The following is a 17,468-nucleotide window of genomic DNA, read 5'->3' on the forward strand; positions in this document are numbered from 1 at the left end:
TCTGCTGCTATAAGTATTTGACCTGTGTTAAGACGAAAACTTTGGCGAGACTAACGAGGTTTAATGAAAAGAACCAACAATGGCTGCTGAGCGGTTAGGGCCTAAGCAAGAGTGTATGATCAGTGGGATATTCTTGGATTCAGCATCCGAAGTGAAATATTATCTAGCGTCTACTCTTGGTTGATATGTAGTATTCACTTCCACTTAATTTGAAGAAATCCATAAATTTATTTAATGCAGGGTTGTGATGTTCATCAGCAACAGCAGCGATAAAAAAAGCAATAAAAAGGAAGATGACAATCCATATCAAGCATCCTGTTTTGCCATTAACTTTATTTGCATTTCTGCTCAAGATTTTTCTCCATCAAACTCGTAATTCGTCAGTCAAAACTATTAATTAATAGGAAAAATCTCCCTACGGTAGTATCGACAAGATATTGTAAATAGACCCTCCCCTAAACAATGTCGTTATAGTTTCTAATGCTGCAGGATCTATCCGTTAGACATTAGTGACATACTGTTGGTTTTTTGGGGCAGGGATCGATGTGTCCACTCAGTTCTAACTTCTCTCCAAAGAGTTTATTGCTAACTCCGTTTCAACTATACCATCAATAGATAGTGATAGCTTAGGTCGTAAATAGCCGCTCAACAATAGTCAAAAGCAGACGGATTTAGTATCGCTACGTATCTGGTTATCCGTCCGTTCACTACCCAAGCGCCTAGTTACAAGAACTCTCCTTCATGAATTTTCTGTACTTCAGCGTACTTCAAAACACGTTTTGTGAAGAGGCTTGTATGTAAAGGTTCTTGGATTGGTACATGAGAACTAGGCGTATGGTCGTGTACGCAATTCAGAAGTGCTAGTTTTGGTGTATGTACTAGCAATAATGGTCGGCGGTTACAGACACAAAGCAAGCATATAAAACGTATGAAATACGTCTTAAGCTTAAAGGCCTACAAGAGATATTTGTGACTTATGTATAGTGTGTAAGCAAAGCGTTCAATGATAAATTGTTCCGCTAATTAAAATAAAACAGACCTCTAAGCATATGAAAAATAAGATTATTCCAATAGCACTCGCTTCTACTCTACTAACAGGCTGTAACGAGGCTATGGTTAGACAAAACACTCAAGCTATTCTGAGTGATCTTGAAAGAAATATAAACACATTCACAGCCGCGCTAGATCAACAGATAAAAATAGCAATGAGCACAAATGATCGCACTCTGATTAATCAAAGTGCTAATGATCTTTTAAATGGCAGGGATGATGTAAAAATCAATGGTGAAAATGTCTCAGGATCCATGCGAGTAACCAATACAAGCGTAGAGACAAGAAACATGAAGATTGCCAAGATCAAGACTGTCGACGCACCTAACAATCTGAAAGTTATTGGTAAACCATACGAGATAACAGCGGCATCAGTTAACGTTAGAAGTGGTCCAAGCACAAGTAAGCCTATAATCACAAACGTTAAACAGTCTTCAACTTTTGAAGTTGTTGGATCAGTAGAAAATGGAACTTGGTACCTCATTTCAAACAATGGCACTTCATTTGGCTATGTGTTTCATACTCTCATGAAAGAAGCCGATGAAAACACGTCAACCAAGAATGCTATTGCAGGTGAGCAAGCAATCGATCTTGACAGTTTATTCGCTGATCAGGGTATAGAGCTTGACGATGTAGCAGCCGAGACAGAATGTAAAGAAATTGAATCAACTTTGAGCGGGAATGGCGAAACTGAAAACTCCTCATTCACAGCCTGCAAGGGCAGCGATGGTGTTTGGGAGATTTAAATGATGTTGCGTTTCACAAATAGAACTCCATTATTAATATTAATGGGAACAATTTCGTGTGGACTGGTAGCCCCCGCTTCAACTGCAAGTAATTCTGCGGAGTTTACAACGCTAGCCAGATCAACAAAGTTGGGCATATCAGTTCAGGTAAAAACTGATAGTTCTGGCAATTGGTGCGCTGAAAGCAGCAGCGTCATACAAATAAAGTCAGATACTGAAAAAGCCATTTCCCAAGATAATCTTGAAGCCTTGCTACCTAAATTGGGCGGGATATTTAGCAAAGAATGTAAAGAACTCAAGACTGCTAAGGTTGTAGCCACAAAAAATAATGGCGAAGTTGTCTACAGCGGCACGAGTGGGCCAAGCGCATCTTGGTTGTTCAGTATTTCAGATAAAAATTCATCTAGCGGTGTAGGTAATAGCAAGGAAAACAATGTTGCGCAGACTAAAACTGCAGGCAAAAGCCTTGAAGAGAGAACTAAGTCGTTTTATTTGGATTTAAATCTACATCCAGAAAATAATGAGGGATTGCTCGTTTTAAACGACGACCTTTCAAATCTTGTCTATCAAAAAGATTATAGCTCTAAAGCAGAGACATTTAAGGTGCCGAGCAACCTAAAGACCGCATTAGAAATTGAGGAGTATTTCCATGCACAAATTAAAAAAAGAAGTGTTGAAGATTTCTCTAAAATGGTGCGGATTGAAGAATCAACGCCACATATTCTAGAGTTTGTTTATGGAAATAACGCGGAAAATATTTACAACTCAAAATTCAAAGGAATTAATGAATTAGTTAAAAATCCAAAGGATTTAAATGAAGATGCAAAGGTTTTAGATTATATAAAACGCAATGTATTACAATATTCTAAAATGGATAAGACAAGAAAAATTAATGGATACGATTCATTAGATTGGTACACTTATGATTATTTCAAAAACCATCCAGCGGCCGAGGAAATAATAGAGCTAGATAATACCAAAAACTCATTCAAAGCAAAAAAACTAAACAAAATCATTGTAGAAAAAGTAAAAAATTTGGCTAATCAAATGTCGAATTATGATATTAAGGACTTCGGTTTAACTTACCAAGCACAACCTATTTATTTTCACGTAGATCATGAAAATAATCCTGGTTATAACTTTGAGGAGAATTATAAAATTCTCGATAAATTAAGAAGTCCTGCTGCCTGGAGGAAAACATTTATGATGATACCTGGCAGATACAAAAAACAAATCCAAAAAATAGGGCCTCTTCCTTCGCCAGGAATAGACTGGCACTGGGAAACACTTGATGAAAAATATATTGCAGGCAGTATGCAAGCCGAATTAACAAATACTTTTTATGGCTTGTTTCCATTTGTAGATGAGGAGGTAGCAAGTGTTGCGCTTCAGCTTGAAAAGGCTATCAATAATGATCCAGAGTACCGGAGACTGGCTGATCTCGAAAGCTCACTTAAGTCAGAAGAAACTGGATTTCTGATATCCCAATACCGCTTACATGAGGGGGATCCAGAACAAAATTACTTTATGCTCCAAAGTGTCTCAGTTGAACCGACAGTTAAAACTAATGATTCAGTAAATTACATCTACGTACTACCAAAAAATATTTCTAATAGATTTAGACCTGAGGGGTTGTCATTTCAATTCACAGAGGAAACCTTAGATCAAGCAGAAATTTATGAGGATCTCCTGAATAAAGGCGTAATAAGACTGGTTCCATATGTTGAATTTCATGAAATTAAATTTGATGAATCTAGTCTTCAATATAAGGATTTATATGATGAACTTCAGGGACACGATCGGAAAACTGAAATCATTTTTAGAGTTAATAAGGTATTAATTCAACACGCGAAAGATATTAATTCAACAGAATGGGCAACCATAGAAACTATTTATGCTGATGAATACAATAACGAAAAGTATAATGTAACACTCAAGCCTTCAATGAGAAAGGATCTGCCGACTACATACTTTGCTACCGCCATTGAGAATTCTGAAACTTACATTGGAAACCTCAAAAAATTAAAATCAGGCATTATCCATGCTGGCAACGATCTAATAGTTCAGTACATTGATGGTTCTAAACCAATATTACGATTATATAAACGCTCTGGCGGCAAGCAGGCTGAATATTGGATAGACATTGATGAATCAAGAAAAATAGGACTGGACTTAATAAAGTCTGACTTCGATGCTCCAAAGAGACTGGTTGTTGCAGAGGATAAAAGATATTCAAACTCTTTCGAGCTTCATGAGGTTTCGGAATCAGGCGTAGTCGAAAGCTCTGTTTGGGAAACCTTCGCAGTATTCGATGAAGATGCGAATTTGAATTGGCCAAGAATGAAATAATTCTTGGTCCAAGTTTCAATACAGCTCTATGCAGTTTGAACTTTGATCTTCTAAGCAAAGACCCATCCCTAAAATTAAATCGAGAGTCGTAGGCTAAAGATCAGCAAAGAGATCGGTGTCGTAACTCCCACGCTCGAAACGCCAACGTCGGTAAAGTTATAATCAGGGGTGGGTCAATTTTACTTCGGCGATCCCGCTGTAAAGCGGAGCATCTTTAAACCGGCGTTTACAATAAAAAAGCACCCGTAGGTGCTTCTATGATTATTGAGCTATTAGAGGCGGCAATTGTTTCCTTTGTTGGTTGGGCTGCCGCACAGTCCAATCAATTCCGCCTCGACCACACGTGTTTTTCAGGGCCCTTGAGCGCATTTTGAGAAAAGATTATCAAGCCTATACAAAGTCCCAAAAAAACAAAAAACGCTATCCAACTTTCCATACTGAACCCGACAATAGCTGAAACAACAAAAACCAAAAGATAGAACCAGCCCTCCAAATTATCTTTTAAAGGTGTAGGTTCTTTCATCCACACAGCACCACAGGATGCGCAGACAGTTGCCCTTCTTGGTACTTCTGAACAACAAAATGAGCACATACCACCGTGGTCAGCCGCTTCAGCAATATCTCTAGCGACGTCTTCTTGATTATATTGGCGCTCTTGAAAATCGTCACCAATTGACCCTTTTAGAGCCTCTTGCATCAGCTGTTTGTCTTTACTATTCATCATTCTTTGCCTTAGGAAGAAGCTGCACTGCAGTTTTGCATGAGCGTTTTATCTAGGGTCGCCATGCAACGAATACTGTATTCATTTACATCTTGTTTGAGCGCTTTATTCACCTTTATTAATGCTGGCAAAATTGAATTTGGCTTTTCAAATGTCAGATCAGCAGCTTTTAGAACTGTGTTTGCCGCCTCGTATTTCTTAGCGTTTATTAAGCTATCGGCCCAATCAGTGTAAATAGATAGAGTTGCGCGATCGGACTCAAAGGCTTTGCGTAGGTTGATTGCAGCTTTATCCATTTCACCCTGCTGTCGACGTATCTGGTACATCATATAGCGAATATATGGATCGTTAGCCTGCGGTCCTTGAAGACCAGCTAATGCTTTAGATGCTGCGGTATTTACCTTACCTTCGGCCAAACTCACTTCTGCATCCATAACCGCTAGGTAGCGATTCAAAGGAACGTTAACATTCGTTTTTGAAAGACGCTTTTTATAACGCGTTATAGTTGCTTCGCGATCTAGGGCCTCTTCATGGAATGCATCAATGTAGTTATTTACCTTCGATTTACGATCGGCATAGCTATCATATTCTTGGCCGTATTGATCCTTAAGTTGGCCGCCGATATTTGCTATTAACGCCATTGGATCGGCTGAAATATTGACTGTTTCACCAGATGCATTCTTTTTGGCTGCAATCCATTGTTTCTCTACAAATGCTTTTTTCTCACCTGCAGTTTTTTCAAGAGAGTTAATCACACTAACCATGCCATAAGGCTCGTAACCTGCTGCTACAAGTAGATCTACTCCTAGTGCATCGGCTTCGTTCTCTTGGCCACGGTTCCACGCTGGGAACAAAAGACTTTCTGCTGCCCAACCCGCTAGCTGAGTTTTGGCATAGTCTCCTGCAATATCTGCACCAGCATTCTGCTGTGCTCCTAGGTAAAGTTCGCCTAGCGTAGAGACTTTGGATACTAGACCACTCAGATGATCTTTATTTTTATGATCAGCGAGAATGTGAGATAGCTCATGAGCAATCAGCGCTGCAAATTGATCTTCACTGTCCATCGCTTTTCTAAACGTTCCGACAGAAAGCGCTACGACATGCTGCTCAACAAAGGTTACTGCGTTGTAATTTCCGTCCGATACAATCACAACTCTTACAGAAGGTTTTTTACCTGGCCATACAGCAAGCAACTTGTCTTTTATTTCATTGGCGTAGGCTTCTAGCTCAGGTATGTCGGAGTGACTACGATTGGCTTTACGTAACTCTAATAGACCTTTATCGAAATCAGGCTCACTCATTGGCTTGTAATTTTCAGCGACCTTTTCAACCATTGGCTTGTCTAGTTCCTCAGAACGATCAACATTAAAACCATGTAGGTTTGCCGCAAAGTCCGGCATCTTAATATTTTCTGTCTGACAGCCTGTTAAAACTAAGGCCGTACATACTGTTGCAGTTACTCTTGTAATTAGTTGCATCCGCCACCTACTCCTCTGATAGCACCCTGCTCTGATTTATTTTGATCGCCTTTAGCGACAAGCGTGCAATTCTTTTGCAATCCGTTTAGTTCAGATGTTGTCACCTGACGTTTCATAATCCATACATGACTTCCGTCAGCGCGCTCAATCTTTAAATACTTTCTATTTGAGTCGATAACAGGGATCGGTAATTCACCTAACTCGCTGGCTTCAATTTTTCCTGACCTCTTTTTCCCATCCTCCGAAAAGTGAAGTGAAGAAGAATCAAATCGCTCTATCACCACTTGTTTTGCGCCAGCTACTATTGAAACCATGCTCAGAGAAAAAGCCATCGCTAGACCTAGTATTCCGATTCTCATTTTTGCTCCATTTCTTTATTTTGGTTTTTGACTTTTACTGATACTTGAGAGCTCTTATTGTGAAACTGACTCACCTCTTTGGATAGAGGAGCAGACAAAGCCCAAACACCCCCAAGCAGGAGTAGTAATAAAATGAAGCTCCATTTCCAGTATTTCTGAAGATGGCTCCAAATTTTTCCAGGAAGCTCTAGTACCCATGCAGCGAATTCATTTTTAACCAATTCGACCAACATTAGCATTAGCGTCAGATATCCCAGCAGGTTAACTGATTCATAGTTTCTGCCGAGAATTAAATCTGAAGCCAATGCCCATATAACAAGAGGAATAACACCAAAAGTAGCTATATGAAAACGACCAAACAACGACTCTTCTGGAGTTTTATTCTGCTTACGATAGAGAACAATCCAACACATCAAAAACCAAGTGACGCTATCACCAACATCTAGCAGATAATCTTTCTTAAACTTTACCTTGTCTCCATAGGCAATGAGGTTATCTAGAGCCATCGAGTGACGATACACGCCCGGCAGTAAACCATGCACTGGGGAATCAAATTCATCTGTCATTGCACCAATATCAACGGCGTAGAAAATAATCTTGTCTTCTATTTCTTCTTTCAGGGCTTCTACATCATCTAACGAACCGCGTTTAACAACGCTAACTAATGTTTCTGCAGGTAGGGTATTACTATAAATGCAGGGGGCTTCCTCCCCTCCGAATAAAGCGTTTTTAGCACTTAATAGTGTAATGCGAATAGCACCTCTTATTCGCTCCAACGTAGAACCGTCCGGGATTGAACTTAAAGAAGGTATAGGTTCTTCACATTCCATCTGAATGCGATCTGGGAAGAGATTTCGACTTGCCTTAGAGCTCCAATCAACCGCAATTGCATCATCTACTGCTATTGATTCAGAACTTAACGGTTTTTTAGAGCATGAAGGGTAACCTTTGCCAGCTGTTTTGCAGGCAATATTGTAAAGCTCTAATGCAACCGAGTTTTCACCACCAGGCTTTAGCGAATACTGCTCTCTATAATTGCTCCAGCCATTAACGACTAGCCCTCCATATTTGTTAAGCGATATTTGAGCCTCACTCAAAACCTCATCTGCGTAGCCCTTTGCAAACAATAATGGAATCCCTTGCTCCTTTGCGTCATCAAGAAGGTATTCAAACTCATCAAAACTAGCATCGGTTGAACGCTTATCCTTGAAGTAGATATCGACAAAAATAGCTCGTGGTTGGAACTCTAAAATCTTCTCAAGAATTAGAACATGATCGCTATAAAGCAATGGCCAACCATTGGCTTCTGTTATTCCGTTGTTGAATAGATACTTCATTGAGGGGTCATTCAAGAGAACAACCAATGAATCATTCTGGGCTACTGTATTGTAATAGGGCGCAGTAAAAGCATTGTGCGCACGCTGAAATGCCCTATCTGAAGCATCTGCCATACCCAGAGGATTTTCATGTATCGCTAGCACACCCATTACGGTATAGATGAACAACCTCAGCCATGAGATATCAAATAGATTGTTGTTTAAGGCATGCAACCTAATTAGGCTGAAAAAGTTAATCATTATTTTTATTGTGTATTGGCTTGAGGGGATAAGTTAGCAAGTAAGTATGGCTACATGAAAGTGAACATTTGTCTAATATAATCAATGCATTTACTTCAAATTCATTAGAGGTTTAGAGTGCGCAATATTGCGCACTAAAGGGTATGCAGAATTGCGCACTTCGTATCTAAAAATTTTAGAGGCGTCTATGTTTTGCGCACCTAGTTTTGTGTAAAATTTGGTCGATAATATTATGATTTTTTAGCTATTTTTGATCCGCAATCGAATACTCAGCAAACAAAAAGCACTCAAAATACGGGGGCTTTTATGGGGGCTCTTTATTTAAAATCTAATAGCAATATCTTTATTTATCAGGCATTTAACCCTATATTTCGATTGACGCCACCTCCACCATACAAAATTAAAAAGGGCCACCCCGAAGGGAGTGGCCCTTTTTAATTTTTATGGCGGGTTACAGAGCCCGCGGAGCGGGTTCGACAAAACTACACGGATGTAGTTTTGGACAACACAAAGTGTTGCCCCAAAGGGGTGAAGGCCAGGATGGCCTGAATCAATCCCGCCACAATTCGATCTCTTTAAAAGACCACCCAGAATCACTCCCGCCCCACCTCCAAAATCCTCAACTACACTTAATCCATACTCACCCACCTAAAGGGAAACACATGGATAAACTCATCACCCCATTAATCACTCTCATCTTCGTTGCATCAGGCAGTGCTAAGCTGCTTGGTCTGGAGTTTGAATTAGAAGCCTTTGAACGCTGGGGTTACCCGCTCTGGTTTATGTATTTCACCGGTGTCGTCGAAGTGATCGGAGGCTTAGTTATTTGGGTTAAGCGGCTTCGCTTAATCACATCAGTAGGGCTCAACTGCGTGATGATAGGTGCCGTGGCCACTCATCTGTTGAATGCTGAATGGCCAATGCTAGGCGTTGCAACGGTTATCCTAATCCTAACCCTTATCAACACTAGACGTTTTAAGAACGATATTAAACCAGTGTAAAAGCAGTATCTTGAGCAGTGACTGTTCTGAGGTTAGGCTAGGTGCCATTAGAATCAAAAGGGTAAAACACGATGGCTAAAGGTTACTGGATGGCTCATGTCGATATCTCAGACCCAGAGGGTTACAAACTCTATCAGGCCGCTAATACTGAGCCATTTAAACAGTATGGGGCTAAATTTTTAGTCCGTGCAGGCGATAACCAACAGGTTGAGGGGAGCGTACGATCACGCCATGTGATCATTGAGTTCCCGAGTTACCAACAGGCGTTGAATTGCTACCACTCCTCTGGCTACCAAAATGCTAAAGCGCTACGTGAACATGCAGGCATTGCTGATCTAGTGGTTGTCGAGGGCTACGAAGGCCCTCAACCTGGGGAGTAGGTATTTACACCTTCTCCATCGGCCTACCCGGCTCACTCCAACGCACGTGGTATTTTCCATCATCACGATCTGTTCGCTCGAATGTATGCGCACCAAAATAGTCTCGCTGACCTTGCAGTAGGTTGGCAGGCAGCACCTCGGTTCGGAATGAGTCGTAGTAACCTAGGGCGGAACTAATCGCCCCAGCAGGGATACCCGCTAGAGCTGATTGCGCCACAATCGCGCGCCAATTATGTTGATGTTTAGCCAACTTTTCAGAGAAAAACGGATCCATTAGCAGGCTTGGCAGATCCTGATTACGCTGAAACGCTGCTGAGATCGGCTGAAGAAACGCTGCACGAATAATACACCCGGCACGCCAAATTCTTGAGATGGCGGATAAATCGAGCGCCCAACCCTGTTCTTTTGCTGCCATCTGCATCAGATGATAACCCTGCGCGTAGGCACAAATTTTTGCACAGTAGAGTGCATCATGCAGCTGTTCAATTAACTGCTCTTTGGGAGTATCTAAAGTAACATCTGTTGGGCCAGACAGAACTTTAGACGCTTCAACGCGAATCAATTTAAGGGTGGATAGTGAGCGAGCAAAGACTGCATTGGTCAGCGTTGGCGCAGGTGTACCTAGCTGAAGGGCACTAACCGCGGTCCATAAACCGGTACCCTTTTGACCCGCTTTATCAAGAATGACATCGACCAACGGCAGGCCGGTAAACTGATCCTCTTGATCCAGAACTTCCGCACTGATTTCGATCAAGTAGGAGTGCAGTGGGCCACGACTCCATTCTCGGAATACACAAGCGATCTCGGAGGGAGCCATCTGCATGGCGTACCGCATGAAGTGGTAGACCTCACAGATCAACTGCATGTCGGCATACTCGATGCCGTTATGAACCATTTTTACGTAGTGGCCTGCACCAGAATCGCCAATGTACGTCGCACAAGGCTCACCCTCAGTGACTGGATTACCGGGCTCACGACGCTCAATGGGGAGTCCTGTGGTTGCATCCACTTTCGCTGCGATCGCCTCCATAATAGGGCGTAAACGTGACCAAGCTTTTTGATCGCCAGATGGCATCAAAGAAGGGCCGAAGCGTGCACCGACTTCACCACCCGATACCGCAGTAGAGAAGAAGGTAAAGTGCTCTTTATAGTTCACTTCACGATCACGAGTGTCGGTCCAGAGTGAGTTTCCGGTATCCACAACGATATCATCGCCTTCAACGCCTGCCTCAATCAGCTGACGGCAGACTGCATCGACAGGATCACCTGCTGGCACAGAGACAAAAATGGTTCTTGGTGAAGGCAAAGCCGCTAACAGTTCACCGAGCGATGAACAGGCTTGAATCGGTTGAGGACGATCCGGAACTTCATCAGCCGCTTGAGCGATCGCGTCATCTACTTTATTGGCATCCAGGTCAAAGGCTGCGATTTGGTAACCATTATCAACGAGGTTGAGCACCAAGTTTTTACCCATAACGCCAAGCCCAATAAAACCGATCATCTCTCTATCTGCCACTACCTAAGCCCCAAAAAAGTTGTTTATCTGACCCTCGTTATTCTAACGTTTTTCAAGCTTGAAAACTCTACTCTATAAACCTCAATGCCTTATCTGGTAAAATTGCGCGGTTTTTAACCATCCAGATTACGCCGGGGAGATTATGGCCAATATCGTTGTATCCGCACTCTACCAATTTGTTCGCTTCGAGGAGTGTGAAGCACTGCGTCAGCCTCTGTTAGAGTTCCTGAACGAGCAAGATATTCGCGGCACATTAATCCTAGCTAAAGAGGGTATCAACGGCACAGTCTCTGGTAGCCGTGAAGCGATCGATGCGCTCTACGCATGGTTTAAAGAGCACCCACCGCTGGATCAAGTCAGCTCCAAAGAGTCGTTCTTTGATGAGCAACCCTTCTACCGCACCAAGGTAAAACTGAAACGTGAAATCGTCACCATGGGTGTTGAAGGCATCGATCCACTGAAAACCGTCGGCACTTATGTCAAACCTAACGAGTGGAATGACCTGATTTCCGACCCAGAAGTACTGTTGGTCGACACACGTAATGACTACGAAGTGGATATCGGTACATTTAAAGGGGCGATCAACCCTCATACCGACACCTTTCGTGACTTCCCAAGCTACGTTAAAGAGCAGCTAGATCCAAGTAAGCATAAAAAAGTCGCCATGTTCTGTACTGGGGGTATCCGTTGTGAGAAGTCGACCGCGTTTCTCCGTGAACAGGGCTTTGATGAGGTCTACCACCTAGAGGGCGGCATTCTTAAATACCTTGAAGAGGTGCCTGCCGATAACTCGATGTGGGATGGTGAATGTTTCGTCTTCGACAACCGTGTATCGGTTGGACACGGTTTAGAGCCCGGTGACTACCAGCTCTGCCACGCCTGTCGTATGCCGCTATCCGCTGAAGATCGTCAGAGTGAGCACTTCCAAGAGGGGTTAAGCTGTCACCACTGCTACGACAAAGTGACCGATAAACAGCGTAAACGCTTTCAAGAGCGCCAGCACCAGCTCGAATTGGCAAAAGCGCGTGGCGAACATCACTTGGGTAAAGACGCAGTGCACGATTTCGAGCAGCGTCGCCAAGAGAAAAAAGCCAAACGCGAAGCTCAGCGCAAAGCCAACCAATAATGGCCGAGTTCAATGCAGGATAACCATCATCTTATCCTGCATTGATACCCTATCGTCTGTGAGTCTTAAAGATCAGCCAGCGGATTCACCGGCCATGGCGATTCAAAGAACGCTTCAACAACGGCTGACTCCACAGTATCAACCGACTTAAACATCCAATTCGGTTTACGATCTTTATCCACTAAAAGAGCGCGAACACCCTCGGGAAATTCCGGATGCTGGCAACACTGCACGGCCAACACTAGCTCAGACATAAACACCTCTTTTAGGGAGAGATGACGAGTACGTTTCAACTGCTCAGCAATTAAATGAACCGAAAGAGGCGACCCGTGAGTGATCGCCTTATGTGATCGTTGAATCCATGGATCGTCACTCTCAATGTTGGCCATTGCGTGCATCAACTGAGTTAAGTCATCCTGATCAGTCACCGATTGAATGAAGTCATAATGATCTTGAATCGGTGACTCTTGTCGAAACGCCGCTTGCGACTGCTGCTCTAACTGACGAAGTGTCTGGTTGACTGTCTGAATACTATCACTGTTCCAATCGGCTGATTGCAGGCCAGTCACCATCTCAGTGTATCGCGTCGATTCAATAAAGCGATCCGCTAACCCTAAGAACAACGCATCCGCCGCAAAGATAGGGTTACCCGTTAAACCCAAGAAAAGTCCTGTGCGACCCGGCATCCTGTTCAAAAAGAATGAACCACCCACATCGGGGAAGAGCCCAATCGTCACCTCTGGCATCGCCATGTGTGACGTCTCTGTCACGATGCGGTGGCTACAGCCGTTCATCAGCCCCATACCACCGCCCATCACTATGCCACTGCCCCAACAGATGATCGGTTTAGGGAAGGTGTGAATGCGGTAGTCCAGACGGTACTCGTGTGTGAAGTATTCGGTCGGGAAGTTGGGGTTATCGCCTGAGGTAATCGAGCGGTAGAGGCTAACCACATCCCCGCCGGCACAAAATGCCTTTTCGCCGACGCTAGTTAACAGCACCGCTTTGATGCTGTCATCCTTTGCCGCCTGATTTAGACGAGGCTCGATCAGCTGAATCATATCCAACGTCAAAGCATTGAGTGATTTCTCAGCATTAAGGGAGATCTCTAACAGCTTATAACCATCTTGGGTGGGGTATTCGTGAAACTGAACAACGCTCATGGTGGCGACTCTTATGATTAACGACAAGGGACAGCCTACTTAAGAGCGGGACGATGTCAAAATCTATTTGCAAAACCTTATTGCAAATGCAAATGATTCTCATGTAGAATCGCATCATTACTTCAATAAATGAGTAGTAATGATTCTCAAATGTTCTAAGGCTCTTATTTAAGGAATGAGTAAGGCCGGTTTATAATTCGCACCTCAAGGAGAAACATACATGTGGATTCGTCGTATTAGCGCGGTTGCAGCACTCTGTTTTACAACCACTGCCGTCGCTGACATTAACCTCTATTCATCGCGTAAAGAGGCCCTGATTCAACCCTTACTGAATCAGTTTACCGAAAAGACAGGTATCGAAGTTCGCCTGCTCACCGGTAAAGATGATGCACTGTTAAGCCGTTTAAAGATGGAAGGCAGCGCCTCCCCTGCGGATCTGCTAATCACTGCAGACGTTGCACGTCTTCACCGCGCGAAAGAGATGGGCCTTACTCAGCCGGTTGAATCCACTGCATTGAACGAGGCGATTCCTGCCAACCTGCGCGACAGTGACAACCACTGGTTTGGTATGACCAGTCGTGCTCGCCCAATCATCTATGCCAAAGATCGAGTTAATCCAGAACAACTCAGTACCTACGAAGCACTAACCGATGAGCAGTGGAAAGGTCGTATCTGTATTCGCTCCTCAAGCAATGTCTACAACCAGTCACTGATTGCCTCTGCGATTGCTGCTAACGGTGTCGAAGCAACAGAAGCTTGGGTTGAAGGTCTAGTGGCTAATTTTGCTCGCCCACCGGCTGGCGGTGATACTGACCAACTAAAAGCGGCAGCCGCGGGTGTCTGTGACATCGCTATTGCCAACACCTACTACTTAGCGCGTTTGGTTCGCTCTGATAAAGCGAGTGACAAAGCGGTTGCTGATCAGCTAGCGGTGTTCTGGCCCAATCAGAACGATCGCGGTACCCATTTCAACATCAGTGGTGCTGCATTGACGGCGTCATCTAAGAATCGTGACGAAACAGTTGCCCTACTTGAGTACATGGTGAGCCAGGAAGCACAAGAGTGGTACGCTGAAGTCAACAATGAGTACCCTGTCGTAGCCGGCGTTGAGCCATCCAATGTACTAAAAGCCTTTGGCACAGCTAAGAGCGATGACGTTGCACTGTCTAAGCTTGGCGAACTGAACCAAGAAGCGCTTCGCCTTATGGATCGTGCTGGCTGGAAGTAAAACAGATGAGAGTTAACTATCAATAGTATCCGTGCAAATTGGGTAGCCTTATCGATCGCCGGTCTGGTTGCCCTTCCCATTCTAACCGTTGTTAGTCAGTCCCTATTTGCTGGATCTGAGGCTTTCTCTCACCTTCTTGATACCGTCCTCGCCGACTACGTTCTCAACTCATTAATCCTGATGGCCGGTGTCGGTATCGGCACCGTCATTATGGGAGCACCGGCTGCCTGGTTGGCAGCGATGTGTGACTTCCCCGGTCGTCGTTGGCTCGATTGGGGAATGCTACTGCCTTTAGCCATGCCCGCCTATGTCATCGCCTATACCTATACCGGTATGCTCGACTTTGCCGGCCCAGTACAAACCCTGCTGCGCGAACTGACCGGTTGGGGCTATGGTGACTACTGGTTCTGGGAGATTCGATCGCATAGCGGTGCCATTGCTATGTTGGTGCTGGTGCTCTATCCCTACGTCTACCTGATGGCTCGCGCGACCTTCCTTGAGCAGTCAGCCGTTAGCTTTGAAGCCTCTCGCAATCTTGGTTACTCACCCTTCAGGGCCTTTCTAAAAGTCGCCATTCCTATGGCAAGACCCGCCATCATTGCCGGTGTCAGCCTAGCCCTAATGGAGACATTGGCCGATTACGGTACGGTGCAATACTTTGGCATTCCGACCTTCTCAACAGGTATCTTTAGAACCTTCTATGGCTTTGGTGATGCCAATGGTGCGGCACAGTTAGCCAGTCTGTTGCTAGTGTTCGTGGCGACATTGATCTTTGTCGAGCGCTATTCACGACGCAAACTGAGCTACAACGTCCGAGCAGGATCTCGAGCGATGGCTAGCCGAATTCAGCTTAAGGGTGGACGCGCTTGGCTGGCGGCTCTGGCTTGTTTCATTCCGTTTTTCTTTGGCTTCTTGTTGCCGGCCGGTCAACTGCTCTCTTGGTCGGTGTTTGATGCGCAAATGCCCTGGAGTGACTTCCTCAGCCTCTCTTGGAACTCTTTCTATTTGGCAGGTCTTGCAGCGCTAATCGCCCTTGTTCTGGCCACGCTGCTGGCGTACACCCAACGCTTTAACAGTGGCTCATTGGTGAAACAGGCCACACAGTTCGCCGCACTGGGCTACGCACTGCCGGGTACCATTATTGCCATTGGGGTCTTAGCACCTTTAGTGTTTGTGGATCAGAGTCTGCTTGCTCTCTCCGAACGCTTCGGCTTAGGTATGAGCGGGTTGATCTTCAGTGGCACTCTGTTTGCCCTGTTGATCGCCTACACCGTGCGCTTTTTAGCCGTCGCGCTTGGCAGTGTGCAGTCTGGCTTGGGGCAAATTAGCCCTAGCCTGGATGAAGCGGCCAAAGGGATGGGACGATCCCCCTTTCAAGTGTTGCGACAAATCCATGCGCCCTTAATGAAGAGCAGTCTTCTAACTGCACTACTGGTGGTCTTTGTTGACGTCCTCAAAGAGCTGCCGGCTACGTTAATGCTGCGCCCGTTCGACTTTAACACCCTGGCCGTTCGCGCCTTTGAGCTGGCTTCGGATGAACAGCTTATCGAGGCGGCACCACCCTCATTAATGATCGTTGCCGTTGGGCTAGTCCCAGTTTTGTTGTTGAATCGTGCCATAAGCCGCCACAAGCACTAAGGAACTCTATGAGTATTGAGTCAAACATACCGACATCTACACACCTAAGTATTGAGAATGCTTATGCCGGGTATGCTGATCTGTCGGTTGTGAATGGGGTCACACTGAACATTCAACAGGGCGAACTCATCTGCCTGTTGGGGCCCAGTGGCTGTGGCAAATCTTCGCTACTGCGTTGCATTGCAGGATTTCACGCGCTCTCTAGCGGCAGCATCATGCTGGGCACAAAACGTCTGGATGATGGAAAGTCTCAACTCCCGCCGGAACAGCGCAACATCGGTATGGTGTTTCAGGACATCGCTCTGTTTCCCCATCTTAGCGTCAGGGAAAACATTGAGTTCGGACTGTTTGAGTGGTCAAGCCAACAGGCTAAAGCCCGAAGTGAGCAGTTACTTACAATGATCGGCCTACAAGGCATGGGCGGTCGTTACCCACATGAGCTATCAGGTGGACAACAGCAACGTGTCGCCTTAGCGAGAGCACTGGCACCCAAACCCGATCTACTGCTACTCGATGAGCCCTTTTCTGGCTTGGACGCCGCACTGCGAGATGAGCTCATTCCGGAAATTGCCGAGCTACTAAAGCAAGAGCAAATTACCACGCTGATGGTGTCACACGATCAGGCAGAGGCCTTTGCTTTTGCAGATCGCGTTGCGGTTATGAATCAAGGCAAGCTGGAACAGATCAGCCTGCCTGAAGCGATCTATTACGAGCCGAAAAGCCGGTTTGTAGCCGAGTTTATCGGCGAAGGTGAGTTCATAAAAGCAGAGTACGTCGATACCCAGCATGTGAACTCTCTGTTTGGCCAGAGCCGCTCAACCACCGAGGTGAGTGAGGCACCCTACAATAAAGAGCTATTTATACGACCGGATGATGTCGAGATTGTTGAACAGAGCGAGGTTAGCGCACAGGTAGAATCCAAGTGTTTTCGTGGTGGGCAATCTCTATTGAGTGTGCTCTTGGAGGATGGCCAGTCACTTGCGGTGACCTGTCATGCAGTTCAAGCCCCCAGCGTGGGTGATACGGTCTATCTAGCATTGAAACAACACCGATTTTTAGTCACGGATGACCTAGGTAAAATTGAACCTAAAAACGAGGCCCGCTAAGATGTCTCTTAGCGTCTGAACAGTAAACAT

At 44.9% G+C, this 17,468-nt stretch carries 15 protein-coding genes; 8 read left to right on the forward strand and 7 right to left on the reverse strand.

Annotated elements, in window-relative coordinates:
* Positions 1 to 163: 163 nt before the first annotated feature.
* Positions 164 to 352 carry a hypothetical protein gene (locus XMD579_RS02985; RefSeq protein WP_173505788.1) on the reverse strand — a complete coding sequence of 63 codons (189 nt, stop codon included), beginning with the start codon at positions 350 to 352 and terminating at the stop codon, positions 164 to 166.
* 697 nt (positions 353 to 1,049) lie between these two features.
* Between XMD579_RS02985 and XMD579_RS02990 the strand changes: the two genes are divergently transcribed.
* Both XMD579_RS02990 and XMD579_RS02995 read left to right on the forward strand, forming a co-directional pair.
* A complete protein-coding gene (locus XMD579_RS02990; protein WP_173505789.1) occupies positions 1,050 to 1,796 on the forward strand; it encodes an SH3 domain-containing protein in 747 nt (248 codons plus the stop codon).
* Entirely contained in the window at positions 1,797 to 4,145 is a 2,349-nt protein-coding gene (locus tag XMD579_RS02995) for a hypothetical protein (protein WP_173505790.1), read from the forward strand.
* A 322-nt stretch (positions 4,146 to 4,467) separates the two neighbouring features.
* Here XMD579_RS02995 and XMD579_RS03000 read toward each other — a convergent pair whose 3' ends face one another.
* The 4 genes from XMD579_RS03000 to XMD579_RS03015 are packed head-to-tail and all read right to left on the reverse strand — an operon-like array spanning position 4,468 to position 8,154.
* The gene (locus XMD579_RS03000) at positions 4,468 to 4,866 is read right to left on the reverse strand and encodes a hypothetical protein (RefSeq protein ID WP_173505791.1); all 399 of its coding nucleotides are present in this window, start codon (positions 4,864 to 4,866) and stop codon (positions 4,468 to 4,470) included.
* Positions 4,867 to 4,877: 11 nt separating this feature from the next.
* Positions 4,878 to 6,344: a M48 family metalloprotease gene (locus XMD579_RS03005; protein ID WP_173505792.1), complete on the reverse strand. Its 1,467-nt coding sequence runs from the start codon at positions 6,342 to 6,344 to the stop codon at positions 4,878 to 4,880.
* Positions 6,335 to 6,703, reverse strand: a complete 369-nt coding sequence (locus XMD579_RS03010; RefSeq protein WP_173505793.1) for a hypothetical protein — start codon at positions 6,701 to 6,703, stop codon at positions 6,335 to 6,337. The genes XMD579_RS03005 and XMD579_RS03010 overlap by 10 nt, the downstream gene beginning before the upstream one ends.
* Positions 6,700 to 8,154 carry a CHASE2 domain-containing protein gene (locus tag XMD579_RS03015; protein WP_173505794.1) on the reverse strand — a complete coding sequence of 485 codons (1,455 nt, stop codon included), beginning with the start codon at positions 8,152 to 8,154 and terminating at the stop codon, positions 6,700 to 6,702. The genes XMD579_RS03010 and XMD579_RS03015 overlap by 4 nt, the downstream gene beginning before the upstream one ends.
* 788 nt (positions 8,155 to 8,942) lie before the next feature.
* Between XMD579_RS03015 and XMD579_RS03020 the strand changes: the two genes are divergently transcribed.
* Together XMD579_RS03020 and XMD579_RS03025 are read left to right on the forward strand one after the other, a co-directional pair.
* The gene (locus tag XMD579_RS03020; protein ID WP_173505795.1) at positions 8,943 to 9,281 is read left to right on the forward strand and encodes a DoxX family protein; all 339 of its coding nucleotides are present in this window, start codon (positions 8,943 to 8,945) and stop codon (positions 9,279 to 9,281) included.
* Positions 9,282 to 9,352: 71 nt separating this feature from the next.
* On the forward strand, positions 9,353 to 9,661 hold the full coding sequence (locus XMD579_RS03025) for a DUF1330 domain-containing protein (RefSeq protein ID WP_173482747.1): 309 nt from the start codon (positions 9,353 to 9,355) through the stop codon (positions 9,659 to 9,661).
* Positions 9,662 to 9,665: 4 nt separating this feature from the next.
* Here XMD579_RS03025 and gndA read toward each other — a convergent pair whose 3' ends face one another.
* Positions 9,666 to 11,177, reverse strand: coding sequence for an NADP-dependent phosphogluconate dehydrogenase (gene gndA / locus XMD579_RS03030; RefSeq protein ID WP_371731658.1), 1,512 nt, complete (start codon positions 11,175 to 11,177; stop codon positions 9,666 to 9,668).
* A 142-nt stretch (positions 11,178 to 11,319) separates the two neighbouring features.
* Here gndA and XMD579_RS03035 point away from each other — a divergent pair, with 142 nt between their 5' ends.
* Positions 11,320 to 12,303, forward strand: a complete 984-nt coding sequence (locus tag XMD579_RS03035) for a rhodanese-related sulfurtransferase (RefSeq protein WP_173482748.1) — start codon at positions 11,320 to 11,322, stop codon at positions 12,301 to 12,303.
* Between the two features lie 65 nt (positions 12,304 to 12,368).
* On the opposite strand, the gene XMD579_RS03040 is transcribed toward XMD579_RS03035, so the two are convergent.
* On the reverse strand, positions 12,369 to 13,466 hold the full coding sequence (locus tag XMD579_RS03040; protein ID WP_173505796.1) for an enoyl-CoA hydratase/isomerase family protein: 1,098 nt from the start codon (positions 13,464 to 13,466) through the stop codon (positions 12,369 to 12,371).
* A gap of 220 nt (positions 13,467 to 13,686) precedes the next feature.
* Here XMD579_RS03040 and XMD579_RS03045 point away from each other — a divergent pair, with 220 nt between their 5' ends.
* From XMD579_RS03045 to XMD579_RS03055, 3 genes are all read left to right on the forward strand, one after another.
* Positions 13,687 to 14,694: a Fe(3+) ABC transporter substrate-binding protein gene (locus tag XMD579_RS03045; RefSeq protein ID WP_173505797.1), complete on the forward strand. Its 1,008-nt coding sequence runs from the start codon at positions 13,687 to 13,689 to the stop codon at positions 14,692 to 14,694.
* Positions 14,695 to 14,874: 180 nt separating this feature from the next.
* On the forward strand, positions 14,875 to 16,332 hold the full coding sequence (locus XMD579_RS03050; RefSeq protein WP_371731490.1) for an ABC transporter permease: 1,458 nt from the start codon (positions 14,875 to 14,877) through the stop codon (positions 16,330 to 16,332).
* 8 nt (positions 16,333 to 16,340) lie between these two features.
* Positions 16,341 to 17,438, forward strand: a complete 1,098-nt coding sequence (locus XMD579_RS03055) for an ABC transporter ATP-binding protein (protein ID WP_173505798.1) — start codon at positions 16,341 to 16,343, stop codon at positions 17,436 to 17,438.
* Positions 17,439 to 17,468 lie beyond the last annotated feature (30 nt).

Source organism: Marinobacterium sp. xm-d-579 (assembly GCF_013282935.1).
Lineage (GTDB): Bacteria > Pseudomonadota > Gammaproteobacteria > Pseudomonadales > Balneatricaceae > Marinobacterium_E.